We start from the raw sequence: 16,117 nt of genomic DNA, 5'->3' as shown, positions 1-16,117 counted from the left end.
GGTCTGCAGCAAAAAAGGCTGTCCTGAAAAGGGCAGCCTTTTTTATAACAAGGAACGGAGCATACAATGGAAAAATGGATGGTTGCCGCCAAAAAGGCGGATTTTCGAAAGCTGGGGGAAAAATTCCAGCTTGATCCCGTGACGATCCGGCTGATCCGGAACAGGGATATTGTGGGAGAGGATGCCATACGGGAATATCTGTATGGAGATCTGACCTGGCTTCAGGATCCTCATTTTCTGAAGGATATGGACAAAGCGGTGGAAATCCTTCAGGAAAAGATCTCTTGCGGGAAAAAAATCCGGGTTATCGGAGATTATGATATTGACGGAGTAAATGCTTCCTACATTTTGCTGACAGGGCTTCAACGCTGCGGGGCAGCTGTAGATGTGGATATTCCAGACAGGATCCTGGATGGTTATGGTCTGAATGAGCATCTCATCGACCGTGCAAGAAAAGATGGTGTGGAGACGATCCTGACCTGTGATAACGGTATTGCAGCGGTACAGGAGATCGCTGTGGCAAAAAATTACGGCATGACAGTGATCGTGACAGATCACCATGAACCGCAGGAGAACCTCCCAAAAGCAGATGCCCTGATCAATCCCAAACAGTCAGACTGCCCTTATCCCTATAAAAATCTCTGCGGAGCAGCCGTGGCTTTTAAACTGGTCCAGTGTCTTTATGAAGCTTTTCATATCCCGGCAGAAGAATGGGATCCGCTGTTGGAAAATGTGGCCTTTGCAACGGTAGGGGATGTAATGGATCTTACCGGAGAAAACAGGATCCTGGTGAAGGAAGGCCTGAAACGGCTGAACCATACGAAGAACGAAGGATTCCGGGCTCTGATCGCGGCAAACGGCCTGACGGATGGCACGATCAGTGCTTATCATATTGGTTTTGTACTCGGCCCCTGCATCAATGCCACCGGTCGGCTGGATACGGCAAAAAGAGCCTTGAAGCTTCTGATGGCGCCGACTCCTGAACTGGCAAAAACACTGGCAGAAGAACTGAAAAGCCTTAACGATGAACGAAAAGATATGACGGTCAAGGGCGTGGAAGAGGCCGTGGAGCAGGTGGAAGAGACTTCTTTAAAAGAAGATAAAGTACTGGTGATCTATCTGCCCTCCTGTCATGAGAGTCTGGCTGGTATCATCGCCGGAAGGATCCGGGAAAAATACCACCGGCCGGTGTTTGTCCTTACCAGGGCGGAAGATGGTGTAAAAGGCTCCGGTCGTTCTATCGAGGCCTACAATATGTTTCAGGAAATGTGCAAGGTCAGTCATCTTTTTACCAGATTCGGAGGTCATCCCATGGCAGCAGGTCTTTCACTTCCGGAAAAAAATGTGGAAGTTTTCCGCAAAGCGATTAATGAGGCAGCAGAGTTGACGGAAGATGATCTGATACCAAAAATAATGATTGACGTTCCCATGCCATTGGATTATATTAGTGAAAAGCTGATTTGTGAGCTTTCTGTTCTGGAACCCTTCGGGAAGGCAAATACAAAACCTGTATTTGCAGACAGAAAGCTGAAAATCTTACGGGCGCAAATCATAGGAAGAAACAGAAACGTGCTGAAAATGCTGGTACAGAACAGTTCCGGCTGCACTATGGAAGCTCTGTATTTCGGGGATATTCCGGGATTTGAAAATTATGTGAAGGAAAAATTCGGTGCAGCAGATCTGGAACTCCTTCTGCAGGGAAGGCCGTCTTCGGTGGCTCTTTCTATGACTTACTATCCTTCTGTCAATGAATTCAGGGGAAATAAGACACTGCAGATTGTTATTCAGAACTATCAGTGACGGAAAGGAGAAGCCTGTGGAAAAAACAAAAAAACAAAAAAGTGTCTGGTATCTGGTGCTGATTGCTGTTCTGATCCTGATGATCCGTTATTTTGAACAGATCACCGGTTTTCTGAAGACGGTGGGCTCAGTAGCCATGCCTTTGGCAATGGGCTGTGGGATTGCCTATGTACTGAACATCATTATGTCAGCCATGGAGAGACACTACTTTACCAGAAAGAATGCTCCCTGGGTAGAGAAGACCAGAAGACCGGTCTGTATGGCGGCTTGTATCGTTGCCGTGCTGGGGATTATTTTTCTTCTGATCCGGGTAGTGGCTCCGGAGCTGATCAATGCGGTCCTGCTGCTGGGAGAAGGGGTGCCGGTCTATGTAGAGAAAGGTCTGACGTGGGCTGTGAACCACAGTGGCGGGATTCCTGCTTTGAAGGAATGGCTGGAAAGTCTTGCCATCGACTGGCCCAAGATCATCCAGCAGTTTCTGGGAAGCCTGACAGATATCCTGAATTCTACCGTAGAACTGGTGGGAGTTCTGACGGGCAGTATCGTGCGGCTGTTTATGAGTCTGATCTTTGGGATTTATCTCTTATCGGGAAAAGAGAGACTTCTGGATCAGGCGAAAAGGATCCTGAAGGTGTTTTTTAAGGAAAAAGATTATACACGGCTGTTTCATGTGGTGACAGTGGCCCATCATACTTTTACGAGCTATATTGCCGGCCAGTGTACGGAAGCGGTGATCCTCGGAAGCCTTTGTACAGTCGGTATGCTGATCTTTCGCTTTCCTTATGCGCCCATGGTGGGAGCTCTGGTGGGCGCGACGGCTCTTCTTCCGATCATCGGAGCCTATATCGGAGCGATTGTAGGAGCGTTTATGATCCTGACAGTCAGTCCGGGACAGGTGATCCCGTTTATCTGTTTTCTGGTGATCCTGCAGCAGGTAGAAGGAAATTTGATTTACCCGAAGGTGGTAGGCAGTTCTGTGGGACTTCCGGGCATGTGGATCCTGGCAGCTGTCACGGTAGGCGGCGGACTCTGGGGGATTCCAGGCATGATAATCGGAGTGCCCATGACGGCAACGGTTTACAAACTGTTCTCTGAGTATATCCATACCAGAGAAAAAGAAAGGTAACACGCATCGCAGCTTTGCTGGAAGAAATCCAACCAGAAGGGAAAGAAAAAATATGAGGAAAAATCTGGAAGGGAAAGAAATCTATAAAAACTATGGCATTGTAATCGGTATCTTTCTGATCGCAATGATGATCAGTATTCTGATCTTCTTTGGCATAAACGGAAAAAAGGTGAGAAAAAACACAGAGGAAGAATTGTACTCCTATGTGGAAAGACAGTGTTTTCATCTGCAGTCCGTTCTGGATGTCCAGTATAAATATATGGAAGGTATGGCTGATTATGCCAGTTTGCAGGAGGATCTAAAGGATGAAGAGAATCTGAATCTGATCCGTTCTCTTCAGAAGCAAAGCTATCTCGAAGCTGTGAGCATCATTGATGAAAACGGTCTCAGTACCTATAATACCGGAGAAGAGAAAGATGTTTCTGACCGGAGCTATTTTCAACAGGTAATGAAGGGCGAGCAGACGCTGAGTGATCCGCTGATCAGTAAGCTCAACGGAGAACAGCGGGTGATCTTATGTGTTCCCATCTATCAGAACGGAGTGGTAAAGGGAGCACTTGGAGGTTCTTATGATCTGGCGTATCTGGGAAGTCTTGTCTTTGAAGATCTTTATGATGAGACCGGTTTTCAGTTTCTGGTAACGCAGAATGGAGATGTGATCTCTCTGAACCATTCAGCGGATGATATTGTAAATCCTGTGGAGACTATGCTGAGTACAGAAGACAACTTTTACAACCGTTGTGAGCGTCTACGGTTTCTGGGAAAAATAAATGTGGATGATCTCAGGGAGGATTTTGAACAGCAAAAGAGCGGGCTCATAGAATTTGAGAAAAATGAAACGCTTTATTACATGAATTATACGCCGCTTTCCATCAATCAGTGGATGCTCTGTTATGTGGTGCCGCAGAAGACTGCACTGGAGAAATACAGCTTTATCCGCAGGTATGAGCTGATCCTTGCTGCTGTTCTTTTTCTTCTTGTAGTTGCGCTGTTTTTGGTGATCACCGTCATGAACGGGCGGAGACAGAAAGCCTTGCTTTATTATGCGCGGATCGATGAGCTGACCGGTATCTTTAACCGCAGGGCTCTGGAAAATAAAGTGAAAAGCTGGATCACAAGCGAGGAATGCACTGGAAAACAGGCATTTCTGATGATGGATATCGATCACTTTAAAGAGATCAATGATGTGTACGGCCATGCGGTGGGAGACAAAGTGCTGAAAGAGGTCGGAAAGATTTTGAAGGAACAGTTCCGGGAGAGTGATCTTCTGGGGCGGATCGGTGGTGATGAATTTGTGGTCTTTATGAAAAATGTTGCCACAGAAGAAATCGCACTGAAAAAAGCCAGAACGTTGAGGGATCACATTTCTGAAATAGATCTTCCGGAACTGAAGGGCAAAAAGATCACCAGCAGTATAGGGCTTGCATTCTGGCCGGACCATGGAAAAAGCTATAAAGACATTTATGTCTGTGCAGATAAGGCTCTTTATGAAACAAAAAGAAACGGAAGAAATGGCTGTACGGTTTATCGCTCCTTCCTAGAAAAATAATGCCAGAGGAAGGCAGAGAGCAGAGAAAAAAAGAGCAGAAGTACGAGGATGCCGGCGAGACAGTGTAGAAAATAGCTGTCCGGCAGCAGGTTGATGACAGGATCCGTGTCCGGGTCAAAGAGCCAGTAATCATTACGGAAAAACAGTTTGTGAAAAGCGGTAAAAAGGGCATCCCAGTCCAGAAGCGCACCGAAAGCGGCAAGAAAGGCCAGAACGGCAGAAATGGAAGGGATGATCCGGAAAAAAACAAACCTCCTTTTCCGTATCCGGAAAAAAGCCAGAGGAAAAAACGTGGCGGTGCTGAAGATCAGAAGAAGCTGGATGGCGTCAAAAATTTTTTTGACCTCGCTGAAATGGATCCGTCCCTCTTCCGACATGGGAAGGGAAGGAAAGTGAAGTTCTCCCCGGTAAAAAAGAGAATTGTAGTGGATCAGAGCGTCATACTGTTCCAGGATCTCTGTTTCCGACATGGAAGAAAGAGAGGAAAGTTCCTGATCTTTGATCTCCTGTACATACAGAGGACGAAAATGAAGGATCAGTACGATGCTGAGTGAAAGGCAGAAAAGAAAACCGGAAATGCCGGTCACAAGATCTGCAAAAAAGGACGATTTCATAGGGTAGTCTCCTTTGCGTTTGTTTTGCGAAGATTTTTTTCCATTATAAGAATATAAACGCATCTATTGACAAATGCAAGTCAAATGAGTAAAATTAGTGATTAGTTATGAAACCAGCGAATTTCGAATGTTTAACAGTTTTTCGAAAAGAAGGTTCCCATAAGAGAATACAAGGAGGAATAGAAATGGCAATACCGTATAACCATCGTGCCGTTGAACAGAAATGGCGTAAGATCTGGGAAGAGCATCCTGTAAACGTCAACGACGGCAAAAAGCCGAAATATTACTGTCTGGATATGTTCCCGTATCCCTCAGGAAATGGTCTGCATGTAGGACATTGGAGAGGATATGTGATTTCTGATGTGTGGAGCCGATATAAAATGCTTCAGGGTTATTATCTGATCCATCCCATGGGCTGGGACGCTTTTGGTCTTCCGGCTGAGAACTACGCCATCAAGACCGGACAGCATCCGTCCATTTCCACGGCAAAGAATATTTCCAATATCAAGCGTCAGATCAATGAGATCGCTGCTATCTATGACTGGGATATGGAGGTAAACACCACAGACCCGGATTTCTATAAATGGACACAGTGGATCTTTGTACAGATGTTCAAAAAAGGTCTGGCTTATGAAAAAGAATTCCCCATCAACTGGTGCCCTTCCTGTAAGACAGGACTTGCCAATGAGGAAGTGGTAAACGGCTGCTGCGAACGCTGCGGCACCCCGGTTACAAAGAAAAATCTCCGTCAGTGGATGCTCCGTATCACGAACTACGCAGAGCGTCTGCTGAACGATCTGGATAAACTGGACTGGCCGGAGAAGGTAAAAAAGATGCAGAGCGACTGGATCGGAAAATCCTATGGCGCTGAGGTTGATTTCCCGGTGGAAGGCCGCGAGGAGAAGATCACCGTTTATACCACCAGACCGGATACCCTTCACGGTGCCACCTTCATGGTACTGGCTCCGGAGCATGCGCTGGCAAAGAGCCTGGCTACCGATGAGACCAGAGAGGCAGTGGAGAAATACATTTTCGATGCTTCTATGAAGTCAAATGTAGACCGTATGCAGGATAAGGAGAAAACCGGCGTATTTACCGGTTCCTATGCCATCAACCCGCTGAACGGCAAAAAGACTCCCATCTGGCTGTCCGACTATGTACTGGCTGACTATGGTACCGGCGCCATCATGTGTGTACCGGCTCACGATGACCGTGATTTTGCTTTTGCAACCAAGTTTCATATTCCGATCGTTCAGGTCATCGCAAAAGACGGAAAAGAGATCGAGAACATGACAGAGGCTTATACACAGGCTTCCGGTATCATGATCAATTCCGGTGAGTGGAATGGCAGAGAGTCCGCAGAACTGAAACAGGAAGCTCCCATGATCATTGAGAAAATGGGCATCGGCCGTAAGACCGTTAACTACAAGCTTCGTGACTGGGTATTCTCCCGTCAGCGTTACTGGGGTGAGCCGATCCCCATCATTCATTGCCCGCACTGCGGAAATGTGCCGGTTCCCGAGGATCAGCTGCCGCTTCGTCTGCCGGATGTAGAATCCTATGAGCCTACCGGAACCGGTGAGTCTCCGCTGGCTGCCATTGACGAGTGGGTAAACACGACCTGTCCGTGCTGTGGCGCTCCGGCAAAGAGAGAGACCAATACCATGCCCCAGTGGGCCGGTTCTTCCTGGTACTTCCTCCGTTATGTGGATTCCCACAATGACAAAGAGCTGGTATCCAAAGAAAAAGCAGATAAATATCTGCCGGTTGATATGTACATTGGTGGTGTGGAACATGCAGTCCTGCACCTTCTGTATTCCAGATTCTACACCAAATTCCTGTATGATATCGGTGTGGTTGATTTTGACGAGCCTTTCCATAAGCTCTTCAACCAGGGTATGATCACCGGTAAAAACGGTATCAAGATGAGTAAATCCAAGGGAAATGTCGTTTCTCCGGATGATCTGGTACGTGATTACGGCTGTGATTCTCTTCGTATGTATGAACTTTTTGTAGGACCGCCTGAGTTGGATGCCGAGTGGGATGACCGTGGTATTGACGGCGTATATCGTTTCCTGAACAAATTCTGGAGTCTTGTCATGGACAATAAGGACAAGACCGTAGAGCCGACAAAGGAAATGATCAAGCTTCGTCACCGTATGGTACACACCATCACCCAGCGTCTGGAAAGCTTCAATCTGAATACCGTTATCTCCGGTTTCATGGAGTATAACAATAAAATGATCGAGATGGCCAAGAAAGAGGGCATTGATCAGGAAACCCTGGAAACAGCAGTGGTTCTGATCGCTCCCTTTGCGCCCCATCTGGCAGAGGAACTGTGGCAGGAGCTTGGCCATGAGGAGTCTGTATTTAAGAACACCTGGCCGGAGCATGATGAGGATGCCATGAAGGATGATGAGATCGAGGTTCCCGTTCAGATCAACGGCAAGACCAAGATCGTGATCTCAATTCCTGCTGACATTTCCAAAGAGGATGCCATTGCCAGAGGTAAAGAGGCTCTGGGTGACAAGCTTACCGGAAATATCATCAAGGAAATCTATGTTCCGAAGAAGATCATCAATATCGTTGCAAAATAAATAACTGCAAAGAAGCCTGCCTTCCGCAAATACAGCGGGAGACGGGCTTTTCAGCTATTCTGGACAAATCTAATCTTGAAGTAATGGAAGTATTTGTGGTAGAATAGGAAAAAGGAAAAAGGAGGTCTGCATTATGAAAATGATCATGGCGATCGTGGGAAAAGACGATGAAATGGAGACCAGCGCACAGCTGGTGGCTAAAGGTTATTTTGTAACAAAGATCGCAACCAGCGGAGGTTTTCTGAAACGGAAACATGTGACCCTGATGATCGGTACGGAGGATGAAAAGGTGGATCAGGCAATTGCCATCATCCAGAAATATGCCGGTGAAAGAAAGACGGTAAAGTATACCAATCTGGCAGCTCCCAGTGGACCGATCTCACCGGGAATGAATTATACGGTTCCGATCAATGTAGAGGTTGGCGGAAGTACGATTTTTGTAATGAACGTGGAACGTTTTGAAAAAATGTAAAAGAAGATGAAAAAAGGGCTTACGTCAGATCAGATCTGTGTGACGTAAGCCTCTTTTTATCAAATGATCAGCAGGGACCGGGCGTTCTCCCGCTCAGGTAAGCTGCTGGATGCCGGAGATGTCGGTATCGATGACCATGGAATAGTTGGTGTGGTAGATGACAAACCCGGGTTTGGCACCGGCCACTTTTTTGACATGCTTCTTTTCCACATAATCGATCTCAACCTTGTCGGCTTTTTTATTCTGGGAGTAGTGGGCGGCCAGGCGGGCGGCTTCTTCAAAAGTCCGGTCCGGAAGCTCTTCTCCGTTTGTCTTCACGATGACATGTGAGCCGGGACAGCCTTTGGCATGGAACCACCAGTCATTTCCGACTGCAAATTTGAAGGTCAGTTCTTCGTTCTGGAAATTATTTTTTCCTACATACATATGGAAACCGTCAGAAGAAAGATAGTGGAAGGGTCTGGATGTGACCTTGACCCGTCTGGCATTTCCTTTTCTGCGGATGTAGCCATATTCCGTGAGTTCTTCCTTGATCTCTACGAGGTCCTCTTCCGAAAGGGCGATATCCAGAGAGGTACTGATGGATTCCAGATGATCGATCTCGTCTTTGGTCTCCTGCGTGAGTGTGGAAAGTGCCTCAAAGGTCCGTTTCATTTTGTTGTATTTTTCAAAATTTTTCTGGGCGTTTTCCTGAGGAGTCAGTGTGTCATCCAGTGGGATCGTCACCATCTCATTGGTGTAGTAATTGAGGGCCTCCAGTTTTTTTGCTCCGGGCTCCAGACCATAACCGTAGGTGTTGATGAGTTCACCGTACACCCGGAATTTTTCCCGTTTTTCCGTGTCCTTGAGCTGGCGGAGCTGAAGCTCATATTTCTTTCGGTTCCGTTCCAGTGCGGTGTTTACGATGCGCCGGAGATCAGAAGAACGCTGCCGGATCCGGGTGATGGTGTTTTTCATGGCATAATAATTTTCCAGCACCACGGAGATACTGTCGAAGGTTTCTATCTGTTTGTCATGATAGAGTGTCAGCAAAACTGCGGAAAATTCCAGAGGCTCCCGGCCGTCATAGACGACAGACGGAGTGAAATTCCCACTTTTTACATCTTCCATCAGCCGTGCCAGCGTGTGATAGAGATGAATGGCCTCCGTATCAGAAAAGGAATTGGCGCTCCGGCCTGATTCCAGGGAGGCCCGATGACAGATCTCCTCTGCGATCAGGGGGCTGATACCGGTAAGAGTCATATAAAGGGCTTTGGAAAGAGGAAGTGGTTTGCTCAGAACGGTTTCCCGGAAACGTTCCTCTGTGATGGTGAGCGGATCTTCTTTGTCCTGTGTATGTGGAATGAAATATTCCCTGCCGGGAAGAACTTCCCGGACGGAACTCATCTGGGCGCCTACATGCTTGATGCTGTCGATGATCCGGTTTCCGTCATCACAAAAAATGATGTTGCTGTGTTTGCCCATGATCTCTACAGTCAGTACCTTGTGACAAAGGTCGCCGAGCTCATTTAAATGTTCAATCTCAAAATGGATGATCCGCTCCAGACCCGGCTGCCAGATCCTTAAGATCTTTCCGTTGGAAATATGCTTTCGGAGGAGCATACAGAAATTCGGCGCCGTCATGGGGCTTGGTTTGTTGTCTCCGGTCAGATAGATCAGCGGAAGACTGGCTCCTGCCGAGATCAGAAGGCGGTACTGGGTGCGGAAATTCTTTATCGTGAGCAAAAGCTCATCATTTTCCGGCTGGGCGATCTTGGCGATCTTTCCACCGGTAAGTGTCTCATTAAATTCTTTTACAAGGCTGGAAATTACAATTCCGTCTAATGCCATGGATAACACTCCTTTCAAAATGGCGCTGTATTTCAGTATACTAGGTAAACTGCTGCTCCGCAAGAGAAAAGGGGTTTCATTTTTGGAAATTGTCTGCTACAATGGTGAAATGTAGAATTGTTTTCCAGCGGAGCAATTCGCAGGTATCCGCTGGAAGCCTGTGAGACAGAAGCAATGGAGGAAAACAAAATGAAAAAAAGAAGAAAATTCTGGCTGTTCTGCCTTCTGGCAGCTCTGGTGGCAGCGATAGCGGCACCTGTATGTCTGGCAGCGGAAAACGAGACAGTTGTACAGGAAGAAACTCTTGTAGAAAATGAGAAAACAGCGGTGGAAGGGATGGCGGAAACAGAAGTGGAGACGACAGAAGCTACGACCGGAGAGAAAATCGTTTTTGTCCTGATCATGGTACTGATGTTTGTACTTCCTGTGCTCCTTTTCTTTGTTTTACTGGTGATTTTTACAAAACTTCAGAATTTTATCCTGAAAAAGACCGGACGCATTCCGAAAAAGAAAAAATAATTTTTTTCGTTGACTGAGGCTTGTGTTTCCTCTATAATGGATAGGAAGATGGCGTAGTATCGTATGTTCGATGAAACAGCGGTCAGCCAAAAAGACGAAAGCAAAGTGAGCGATATCTATGATCAAAAGCATGACCGGCTTTGGACGTTGTGAGCACGTTCAGGGCAACCGGAAGTTTACAGTGGAGATCAAAGCGGTGAATCACCGCTACTTCGATGTAAACATTAAAATGCCGAAGAAATTTAATTTCTTTGAGTCCGCCATCCGCTCTGTAATGAAGGAATACATACAGCGGGGTAAGGTGGATGTTTTTATTACCTGTGAGGACGATACGGAGAATAATTTTTCTCTGAAATACAACGAAAATATCGCCGGGGAATATCTGAAATATTATCGTCGGATGGCGGAACACTTTGGCCTGAAGGATGATATCACAGTGTCTGTTCTGGGAACCTGCCCGGAGGTGTTTGCCATGGAAGAGCAGACGGTGGATGAAGAAGAGATCTGGGCGCTGCTGGAAACAGCCCTCAGAGGAGCTCTGAAGCAGTTTGTGGAGACACGCACCAGAGAGGGTGAGAATCTGAAAAATGATCTCATCGGAAAACTCGATGGCATGCTCCGTGATGTGGATGCGGTGGAAATCCGTTATCCGCAGGTACTGGAAGAGTACCGTTCCCGTCTCAGGGAAAAGGTGGATACTCTTCTTGGTGACAGTCAGATGGATGAATCCAGGCTGGCAGCAGAGGTCATTCTTTATGCGGATAAGATCTGTACCGATGAGGAAACGGTCCGCCTGAGAAGCCATATCGAAGGAATGAAGACGGAACTGCTCCAGGGCGGAAGCATCGGGCGGAAGCTTGATTTCATTGCCCAGGAGATGAACCGGGAGGCAAATACCATTCTTTCCAAAGCAAATGATCTTCAGACCTCCAATCTTGCGATCAATCTGAAGACTGAGATCGAAAAGGTGAGGGAGCAGATCCAGAACATTGAATAGGAGCGATCATTTGTGGCAGCATTTGTAAATATCGGGTTCGGCAATCTGGTGAACTCGGAAAAAGTAGTCGCTGTGGTATGTCCGGATGCGGCGCCGGTGAAACGGCTGGTCCAGAAGGCCAAGGAAGCCGGAAGGGTCATTGATGCGACCCAGGGAAGACGTACCAAGGCCGTGCTGGTCACGGAGGAGGATCATGTGATCCTTTCCGCACTTCAGCCGGATACGTTAGGCCGCCGCATGTCGGCAGGTGCAAAAGAGATGCAGTGGAAAGGGGAAGACGATGAATAACAGAGGAATTCTGGTTGTGCTCTCCGGATTTTCCGGAGCTGGCAAGGGAACCCTGATGAAACGTCTTTTTGAGCTTCATGGGGAAGAATATGCGTTGTCTGTATCGGCAACGACGAGAAAGCCCAGAGAGGGCGAGGAAGAAGGCAAGGCTTATTTCTTCAAGACAAACGAAGAGTTTGAAAAAATGATCCGCGAGGATGCTTTTCTGGAATATGCCGGATACTGCGACCATTATTATGGAACGCCCAGGGCTTATGTAGAGGAGCAGCTGGAAAAGGGGAAAAATGTGATCCTTGAGATCGAGATCCAGGGCGCATTGAAGGTACGGGAAAAGCGACCGGATACCCTTCTTCTTTTTGTGACACCGCCCGATGGGGAGGAACTGAAAAAACGCCTTACCGGCAGAGGCACCGAGACACAGGATGTGATCGAAGCCCGTCTGAGCCGCGCTTCTGAGGAAGCAGAGGGTGTGGAGGTCTATGATTATCTTCTCATCAATGATGAGCTGGATACCTGCGTGGAAGAGCTCCATGAGATCATCAGGAGTGAACACCGCCGGATGACACGGCAGCAGAATATAGAAAAAATCGCTAAAATCAGAGAGGAACTGCAGAAGTTTCGGAAAGGAGAAAAATAAATGTTACATCCATCTTACACAGAACTGATAAAAGTAGTAAACGGAGACGTCGAGGAGGGCGATACTCCTGTGGTAAACAGTCGTTATTCCATTGTTCTTGCCACAGCAAAGAGAGCCCGTCAGCTTATTGACGGAGCAAAATCTGACTGTGCGGCAAGGGGCAAAAAGCCGCTTTCCACAGCCGTTGAAGAGATGGCTCTTGGCAAACTGAAAGTCCTGGGAGAAGATGAGGAGGCAGATAAGGCAGATGAAGAGGCAGCACTTGCTGCAACGCTTGCATCTGATATGCCGGGCATCGACCTTCAGGCAGATGAGGTTCCCATGGAGGAGCTGGAAGAAGAGGAATAAGAAAGTCTGAACAAGAGCCCTTGCTGTAAAAGTGAGGGCTCTTTTCTTCCTGTGGCGGTTGATTTTTTGACGGAAAAATAGTACAATTATAGCAATGAATAAAACACAATAAGGAGTTTTTATGAAAATATTGTTTATTTCTCTTGGCTGTGACAAGAATCTGGTCGATTCCGAACGTATGCTGGGGCTTCTGGAAGAGGAGCATTTCACCATGACAGACAGCGAGACAGAGGCAGATGTGATCATCGTCAATACCTGCTGTTTCATCGGCGATGCCAAAGAAGAAAGCATCCAGAACATTCTGGAAATGGCAGAGTACCGGAAACATGGTCCCTGCAAGGCACTTATCGTTACCGGCTGTCTGGCTCAGCGTTACCGGCAGGAGATCATTGATGAGATCCCGGAGGTCGATGCTGTTCTGGGAACGAACAGCTTTGATAAACTGATCCCGGCAGTCAAGGCTGCCCTGGAAAAGCATGAGAAATCACTGGTTCTGGAGCCGCTGGAAGGATTTGCTTCAGAGAATAGCAGACGGATCCTCACGACCGGCGGTCATTATGCATATCTGAAGATCGCTGAAGGCTGTGACAAACACTGTACCTACTGCATCATCCCGAAGGTCCGGGGAAACTACAGGAGCGTTCCTATGGAGAATCTTCTGCGGGAAGCGGAAACGCTGGCGGAACAGGGTGTGAGGGAACTGATCCTGGTAGCGCAGGAGACGACTCTTTACGGTAAGGATCTCTACGGAGAGAAGAGCCTTCACAGGCTGCTTCGGGAACTCTGTAAGATCAAAGGCATCCGCTGGATCCGCATCCTGTACTGTTATCCGGAGGAGATCTATCCGGAGCTGATCCAGGTCATGAAAGAGGAAAAGAAAATCTGCCACTATCTGGATCTTCCCATCCAGCATGCGAATGACACGATCCTGAAACGTATGGGACGCCGCACCACAAAAGCAGAGCTTCTGGATATCATCCATACTCTGAGAACGGAGATTCCTGATATTGTTCTTCGGACAACGCTCATTACCGGTTTCCCGGGGGAAACGGAGGAGCAGCATGAGGAACTGATGGATTTTGTGGATGAGGTGGAGTTTGAACGCCTGGGCGTATTTACGTATTCTCCGGAGGAGGATACCCCGGCAGCTGTAATGCCGGACCAGATTGCGGAAGAGATCAAGCAGAAGCGGCGCAATGAGCTCATGGAGCTTCAGCAGGACATCGCTTTTGAAAAAGCGGAAAACATGGTAGGCAGAGAGCTTCTTGCCATGGTGGAGGGTGAAGTTTCAGGAGAGAATGCTTATGTGGCCCGTACTTACGGAGATGCCCCCAATGTGGATGGCTATCTTTTCATCAACACGGCAGAACCCCTGGTGTCCGGTGATTTCGCCAGAGTGAAGGTTACCGGAGCCCTGGAATATGATTTGATAGGAGAGCTGGCAGAATGAAAATGAATGTTCCTAATACACTGACGATCGTCCGGGTGCTTTTGATCCCGTTTTTTGTCGCATTTATGATCTGCAACATCACCTCATATGACAATTACATCGCACTTGTGATCTTCGTCGTGGCTAGTCTTACCGATACCCTGGACGGTTATCTGGCGAGAAAAAATAATGAAGTAACCAATTTCGGTAAATTTATGGATCCGCTGGCAGACAAGCTTCTTGTCTGTTCTGCACTGATCTGCCTTTTGAGCAACGGTCTGATCTCCACGGTTGTAGTCCTGATCATCATTGCCAGAGAGTTTATCATCAGCGGTTTCCGCCTGGTAGCTGTAGATAACGGCATTGTGATCGCGGCCAGCTGGTGGGGAAAAGCGAAGACCATCTCACAGATGATCATGATCATTCTTCTGATCGCGAATTTCGGAGGCGTGTTTGATATTCTGGAAACTGCCTTCATTTATATCGCAGTGGTTCTGACCGTGATCTCCCTGGTGGATTATATCTGGAAAAACCGTGCGGTTCTTAATGAACAGAAATAATGTTGGATTAGACTGATTTGCTATACAGAAGGATGAATGTATGAAAGTATTTGGACTTTTGTACAGATTGGAGGAGAAATGGTAGTTGAACTGATTTGTGTAGGAACAGAGCTTCTGCTTGGAAATATCGTCAACACAAATGCGGCATATCTTTCTGAAAAATGTGCGCAGCTGGGACTTTCCATGTACCATCAGTCCGTGGTCGGCGACAATGCGGAGCGGCTGAAGGAAACTCTGGAAACAGCATTAAAGCGTTCTGATGTGGTGATCCTTTCCGGAGGTCTTGGACCTACCCAGGACGATCTGACAAAGGAAACAGCCGCAGAGGTCATGGGAATGACGCTGAAAGAGGATCCTCATTCCAGAAAACGGATCGAGGAGTATTTCAAGAACAGCCAGTACAAGACCATCACGGACAATAACTGGAAACAGGCCCTTGTTCCGGAAGGCGCCATCGTACTGGATAATGAAAACGGCACAGCACCGGGTATCATTATGGAGAAGAAAGGAAAATCCGTGATCCTTCTTCCCGGACCTCCGGGAGAACTGGTTCCCATGTTCGAGGAAAAGGTATACGATTATCTGAACAAACTGCAGCCGGAGATCATTTATTCCACCATTGTGCGGATCTGCGGACTGGGTGAGAGTTTTGTGGAAGATGAGATCCGTGATCTCATTGACAAACAGACCAACCCTACCATTGCCACCTATGCAAAGATCGGTCAGGTGGATCTTCGCGTGACCGCAAAGGCGGCAAGTGAAAAAGAAGCAGCGAAGCTGGCGAAGCCCATGCTGAAGGAACTGGTGAAACGCTTTGGTGATCATATCTTTACGATGGATGAGCATAAGAGCCTGGAGGAGATCATCGTTCATTTCCTGAAAGAACGTTCTCTGACGCTTACGACGGCAGAGTCCTGTACCGGTGGTATGATCGCTGCACGGATCACGGATGTTCCGGGAGCTTCCGAAGTCTTCAAACAGGGACTCGTTACGTATTCCAACCGTGCGAAGAGAAAACTCCTGGATGTGAAAAAGACCACACTGAAGGAGTATGGTGCAGTCAGTGAAAAAACAGCCAAAGAAATGGCCAAAAACGGAGCTTTTATTACCGGCTCCGACGTCTGTGTATCCGTGACCGGAATCGCAGGGCCGACGGGCGGAACAGAGGAAAAACCGGTAGGTCTTGTTTATATCGGCTGTTGCTATAACAATCGTACCGTGGTGAAGGAGTTCCACTTTAAAGGGGAACGCCAGAAGATCCGTGAGCAGGCGACAGCCAATGCACTGATCCTTTTGAGAGAGTGTATCCTGGCTGACAAAGAGCAGGAGAAGCAGTAAGAAGTAAGCTATA

The 16,117-nt window shown here is 47.6% G+C and carries 15 protein-coding genes; 13 read left to right on the top strand and 2 right to left on the bottom strand.

Annotation, left to right across the window (positions count from 1 at the left end; all coding sequences use genetic code 11):
• Positions 1-66 precede the first annotated feature (66 nt).
• Genes recJ through DXA57_RS06385 form a run of 3 tightly spaced genes read left to right on the top strand, consistent with a single transcriptional unit; the run spans position 67 to position 4,475 of the window.
• Entirely contained in the window at positions 67-1,800 is a 1,734-nt protein-coding gene (gene recJ, locus DXA57_RS06395; protein WP_117765754.1) for a single-stranded-DNA-specific exonuclease RecJ, read from the top strand.
• Between the two features lie 16 nt (positions 1,801-1,816).
• Positions 1,817-2,926, top strand: coding sequence for an AI-2E family transporter (locus DXA57_RS06390; RefSeq protein WP_158571244.1), 1,110 nt, complete (start codon positions 1,817-1,819; stop codon positions 2,924-2,926).
• Positions 2,927-2,978: 52 nt separating this feature from the next.
• On the top strand, positions 2,979-4,475 hold the full coding sequence (locus DXA57_RS06385) for a sensor domain-containing diguanylate cyclase (RefSeq protein ID WP_117765750.1): 1,497 nt from the start codon (positions 2,979-2,981) through the stop codon (positions 4,473-4,475).
• On the opposite strand, the gene DXA57_RS06380 is transcribed toward DXA57_RS06385, so the two are convergent.
• Positions 4,451-5,089 carry a TIGR01906 family membrane protein gene (locus DXA57_RS06380; protein ID WP_158571243.1) on the bottom strand — a complete coding sequence of 213 codons (639 nt, stop codon included), beginning with the start codon at positions 5,087-5,089 and terminating at the stop codon, positions 4,451-4,453. The two genes, DXA57_RS06385 and DXA57_RS06380, sit on opposite strands and share 25 nt — an antisense overlap.
• Positions 5,090-5,274: 185 nt before the next feature.
• On the opposite strand from DXA57_RS06380, the gene leuS reads away from it, so the two are divergent.
• A complete protein-coding gene (gene leuS / locus DXA57_RS06375; RefSeq protein WP_117765746.1) occupies positions 5,275-7,686 on the top strand; it encodes a leucine--tRNA ligase in 2,412 nt (803 codons plus the stop codon).
• A gap of 133 nt (positions 7,687-7,819) precedes the next feature.
• Positions 7,820-8,158: a cyclic-di-AMP receptor gene (locus tag DXA57_RS06370; RefSeq protein WP_117765744.1), complete on the top strand. Its 339-nt coding sequence runs from the start codon at positions 7,820-7,822 to the stop codon at positions 8,156-8,158.
• 93 nt (positions 8,159-8,251) lie between these two features.
• On the opposite strand, the gene DXA57_RS06365 is transcribed toward DXA57_RS06370, so the two are convergent.
• Positions 8,252-9,988: an Rqc2 family fibronectin-binding protein gene (locus DXA57_RS06365; RefSeq protein ID WP_117765742.1), complete on the bottom strand. Its 1,737-nt coding sequence runs from the start codon at positions 9,986-9,988 to the stop codon at positions 8,252-8,254.
• Between the two features lie 189 nt (positions 9,989-10,177).
• Between DXA57_RS06365 and DXA57_RS06360 the strand changes: the two genes are divergently transcribed.
• The 8 genes from DXA57_RS06360 to DXA57_RS06325 all read left to right on the top strand — a co-directional run bounded on the left by DXA57_RS06360 (position 10,178) and on the right by DXA57_RS06325 (position 16,104).
• Positions 10,178-10,507, top strand: a complete 330-nt coding sequence (locus DXA57_RS06360; protein WP_147345663.1) for a hypothetical protein — start codon at positions 10,178-10,180, stop codon at positions 10,505-10,507.
• A 118-nt stretch (positions 10,508-10,625) separates the two neighbouring features.
• Complete coding sequence (locus DXA57_RS06355; protein WP_117765738.1) at positions 10,626-11,504, top strand: YicC/YloC family endoribonuclease; 879 nt, start codon at positions 10,626-10,628, stop codon at positions 11,502-11,504.
• A gap of 12 nt (positions 11,505-11,516) precedes the next feature.
• The gene (locus DXA57_RS06350; protein WP_117765736.1) at positions 11,517-11,792 is read left to right on the top strand and encodes a DUF370 domain-containing protein; all 276 of its coding nucleotides are present in this window, start codon (positions 11,517-11,519) and stop codon (positions 11,790-11,792) included.
• Positions 11,785-12,429, top strand: coding sequence for a guanylate kinase (gene gmk / locus DXA57_RS06345; protein ID WP_117765734.1), 645 nt, complete (start codon positions 11,785-11,787; stop codon positions 12,427-12,429). The genes DXA57_RS06350 and gmk overlap by 8 nt, the downstream gene beginning before the upstream one ends.
• A complete protein-coding gene (rpoZ, locus tag DXA57_RS06340; protein ID WP_117765732.1) occupies positions 12,430-12,777 on the top strand; it encodes a DNA-directed RNA polymerase subunit omega in 348 nt (115 codons plus the stop codon). It begins immediately after the preceding gene.
• Between the two features lie 121 nt (positions 12,778-12,898).
• A complete protein-coding gene (rimO, locus tag DXA57_RS06335) occupies positions 12,899-14,227 on the top strand; it encodes a 30S ribosomal protein S12 methylthiotransferase RimO (RefSeq protein ID WP_117765730.1) in 1,329 nt (442 codons plus the stop codon).
• A 2-nt stretch (positions 14,228-14,229) separates the two neighbouring features.
• Positions 14,230-14,766, top strand: a complete 537-nt coding sequence (pgsA, locus tag DXA57_RS06330; protein ID WP_117765985.1) for a CDP-diacylglycerol--glycerol-3-phosphate 3-phosphatidyltransferase — start codon at positions 14,230-14,232, stop codon at positions 14,764-14,766.
• 78 nt (positions 14,767-14,844) lie between these two features.
• Complete coding sequence (locus DXA57_RS06325) at positions 14,845-16,104, top strand: competence/damage-inducible protein A (RefSeq protein WP_117765983.1); 1,260 nt, start codon at positions 14,845-14,847, stop codon at positions 16,102-16,104.
• The last annotated feature ends 13 nt before the right edge of the window (positions 16,105-16,117 follow it).

This window comes from Blautia sp. OF03-15BH (assembly GCF_003463065.1).
Classification (GTDB): Bacteria; Bacillota; Clostridia; order Lachnospirales; family Lachnospiraceae; genus Limivivens.
This window is presented reverse-complemented; position numbering and strand designations above follow the sequence as displayed.

What these genes read in the sequence shown, in the direction of transcription:
- recJ (WP_117765754.1), top strand. Translation starts at nt 67, where the DNA reads ATGGAAAAATGGATGGTTGCCGCCAAAAAGGCGGATTTTCGAAAGCTG.
- DXA57_RS06385 (WP_117765750.1), top strand. Translation starts at nt 2,979, where the DNA reads ATGAGGAAAAATCTGGAAGGGAAAGAAATCTATAAAAACTATGGCATT.
- DXA57_RS06380 (WP_158571243.1), bottom strand. Translation starts at nt 5,089, where the DNA reads ATGAAATCGTCCTTTTTTGCAGATCTTGTGACCGGCATTTCCGGTTTT.
- leuS (WP_117765746.1), top strand. Translation starts at nt 5,275, where the DNA reads ATGGCAATACCGTATAACCATCGTGCCGTTGAACAGAAATGGCGTAAG.
- DXA57_RS06370 (WP_117765744.1), top strand. Translation starts at nt 7,820, where the DNA reads ATGAAAATGATCATGGCGATCGTGGGAAAAGACGATGAAATGGAGACC.
- DXA57_RS06365 (WP_117765742.1), bottom strand. Translation starts at nt 9,988, where the DNA reads ATGGCATTAGACGGAATTGTAATTTCCAGCCTTGTAAAAGAATTTAAT.
- DXA57_RS06360 (WP_147345663.1), top strand. Translation starts at nt 10,178, where the DNA reads ATGAAAAAAAGAAGAAAATTCTGGCTGTTCTGCCTTCTGGCAGCTCTG.
- DXA57_RS06355 (WP_117765738.1), top strand. Translation starts at nt 10,626, where the DNA reads ATGATCAAAAGCATGACCGGCTTTGGACGTTGTGAGCACGTTCAGGGC.
- gmk (WP_117765734.1), top strand. Translation starts at nt 11,785, where the DNA reads ATGAATAACAGAGGAATTCTGGTTGTGCTCTCCGGATTTTCCGGAGCT.
- rpoZ (WP_117765732.1), top strand. Translation starts at nt 12,430, where the DNA reads ATGTTACATCCATCTTACACAGAACTGATAAAAGTAGTAAACGGAGAC.
- rimO (WP_117765730.1), top strand. Translation starts at nt 12,899, where the DNA reads ATGAAAATATTGTTTATTTCTCTTGGCTGTGACAAGAATCTGGTCGAT.
- pgsA (WP_117765985.1), top strand. Translation starts at nt 14,230, where the DNA reads ATGAATGTTCCTAATACACTGACGATCGTCCGGGTGCTTTTGATCCCG.
- DXA57_RS06325 (WP_117765983.1), top strand. Translation starts at nt 14,845, where the DNA reads ATGGTAGTTGAACTGATTTGTGTAGGAACAGAGCTTCTGCTTGGAAAT.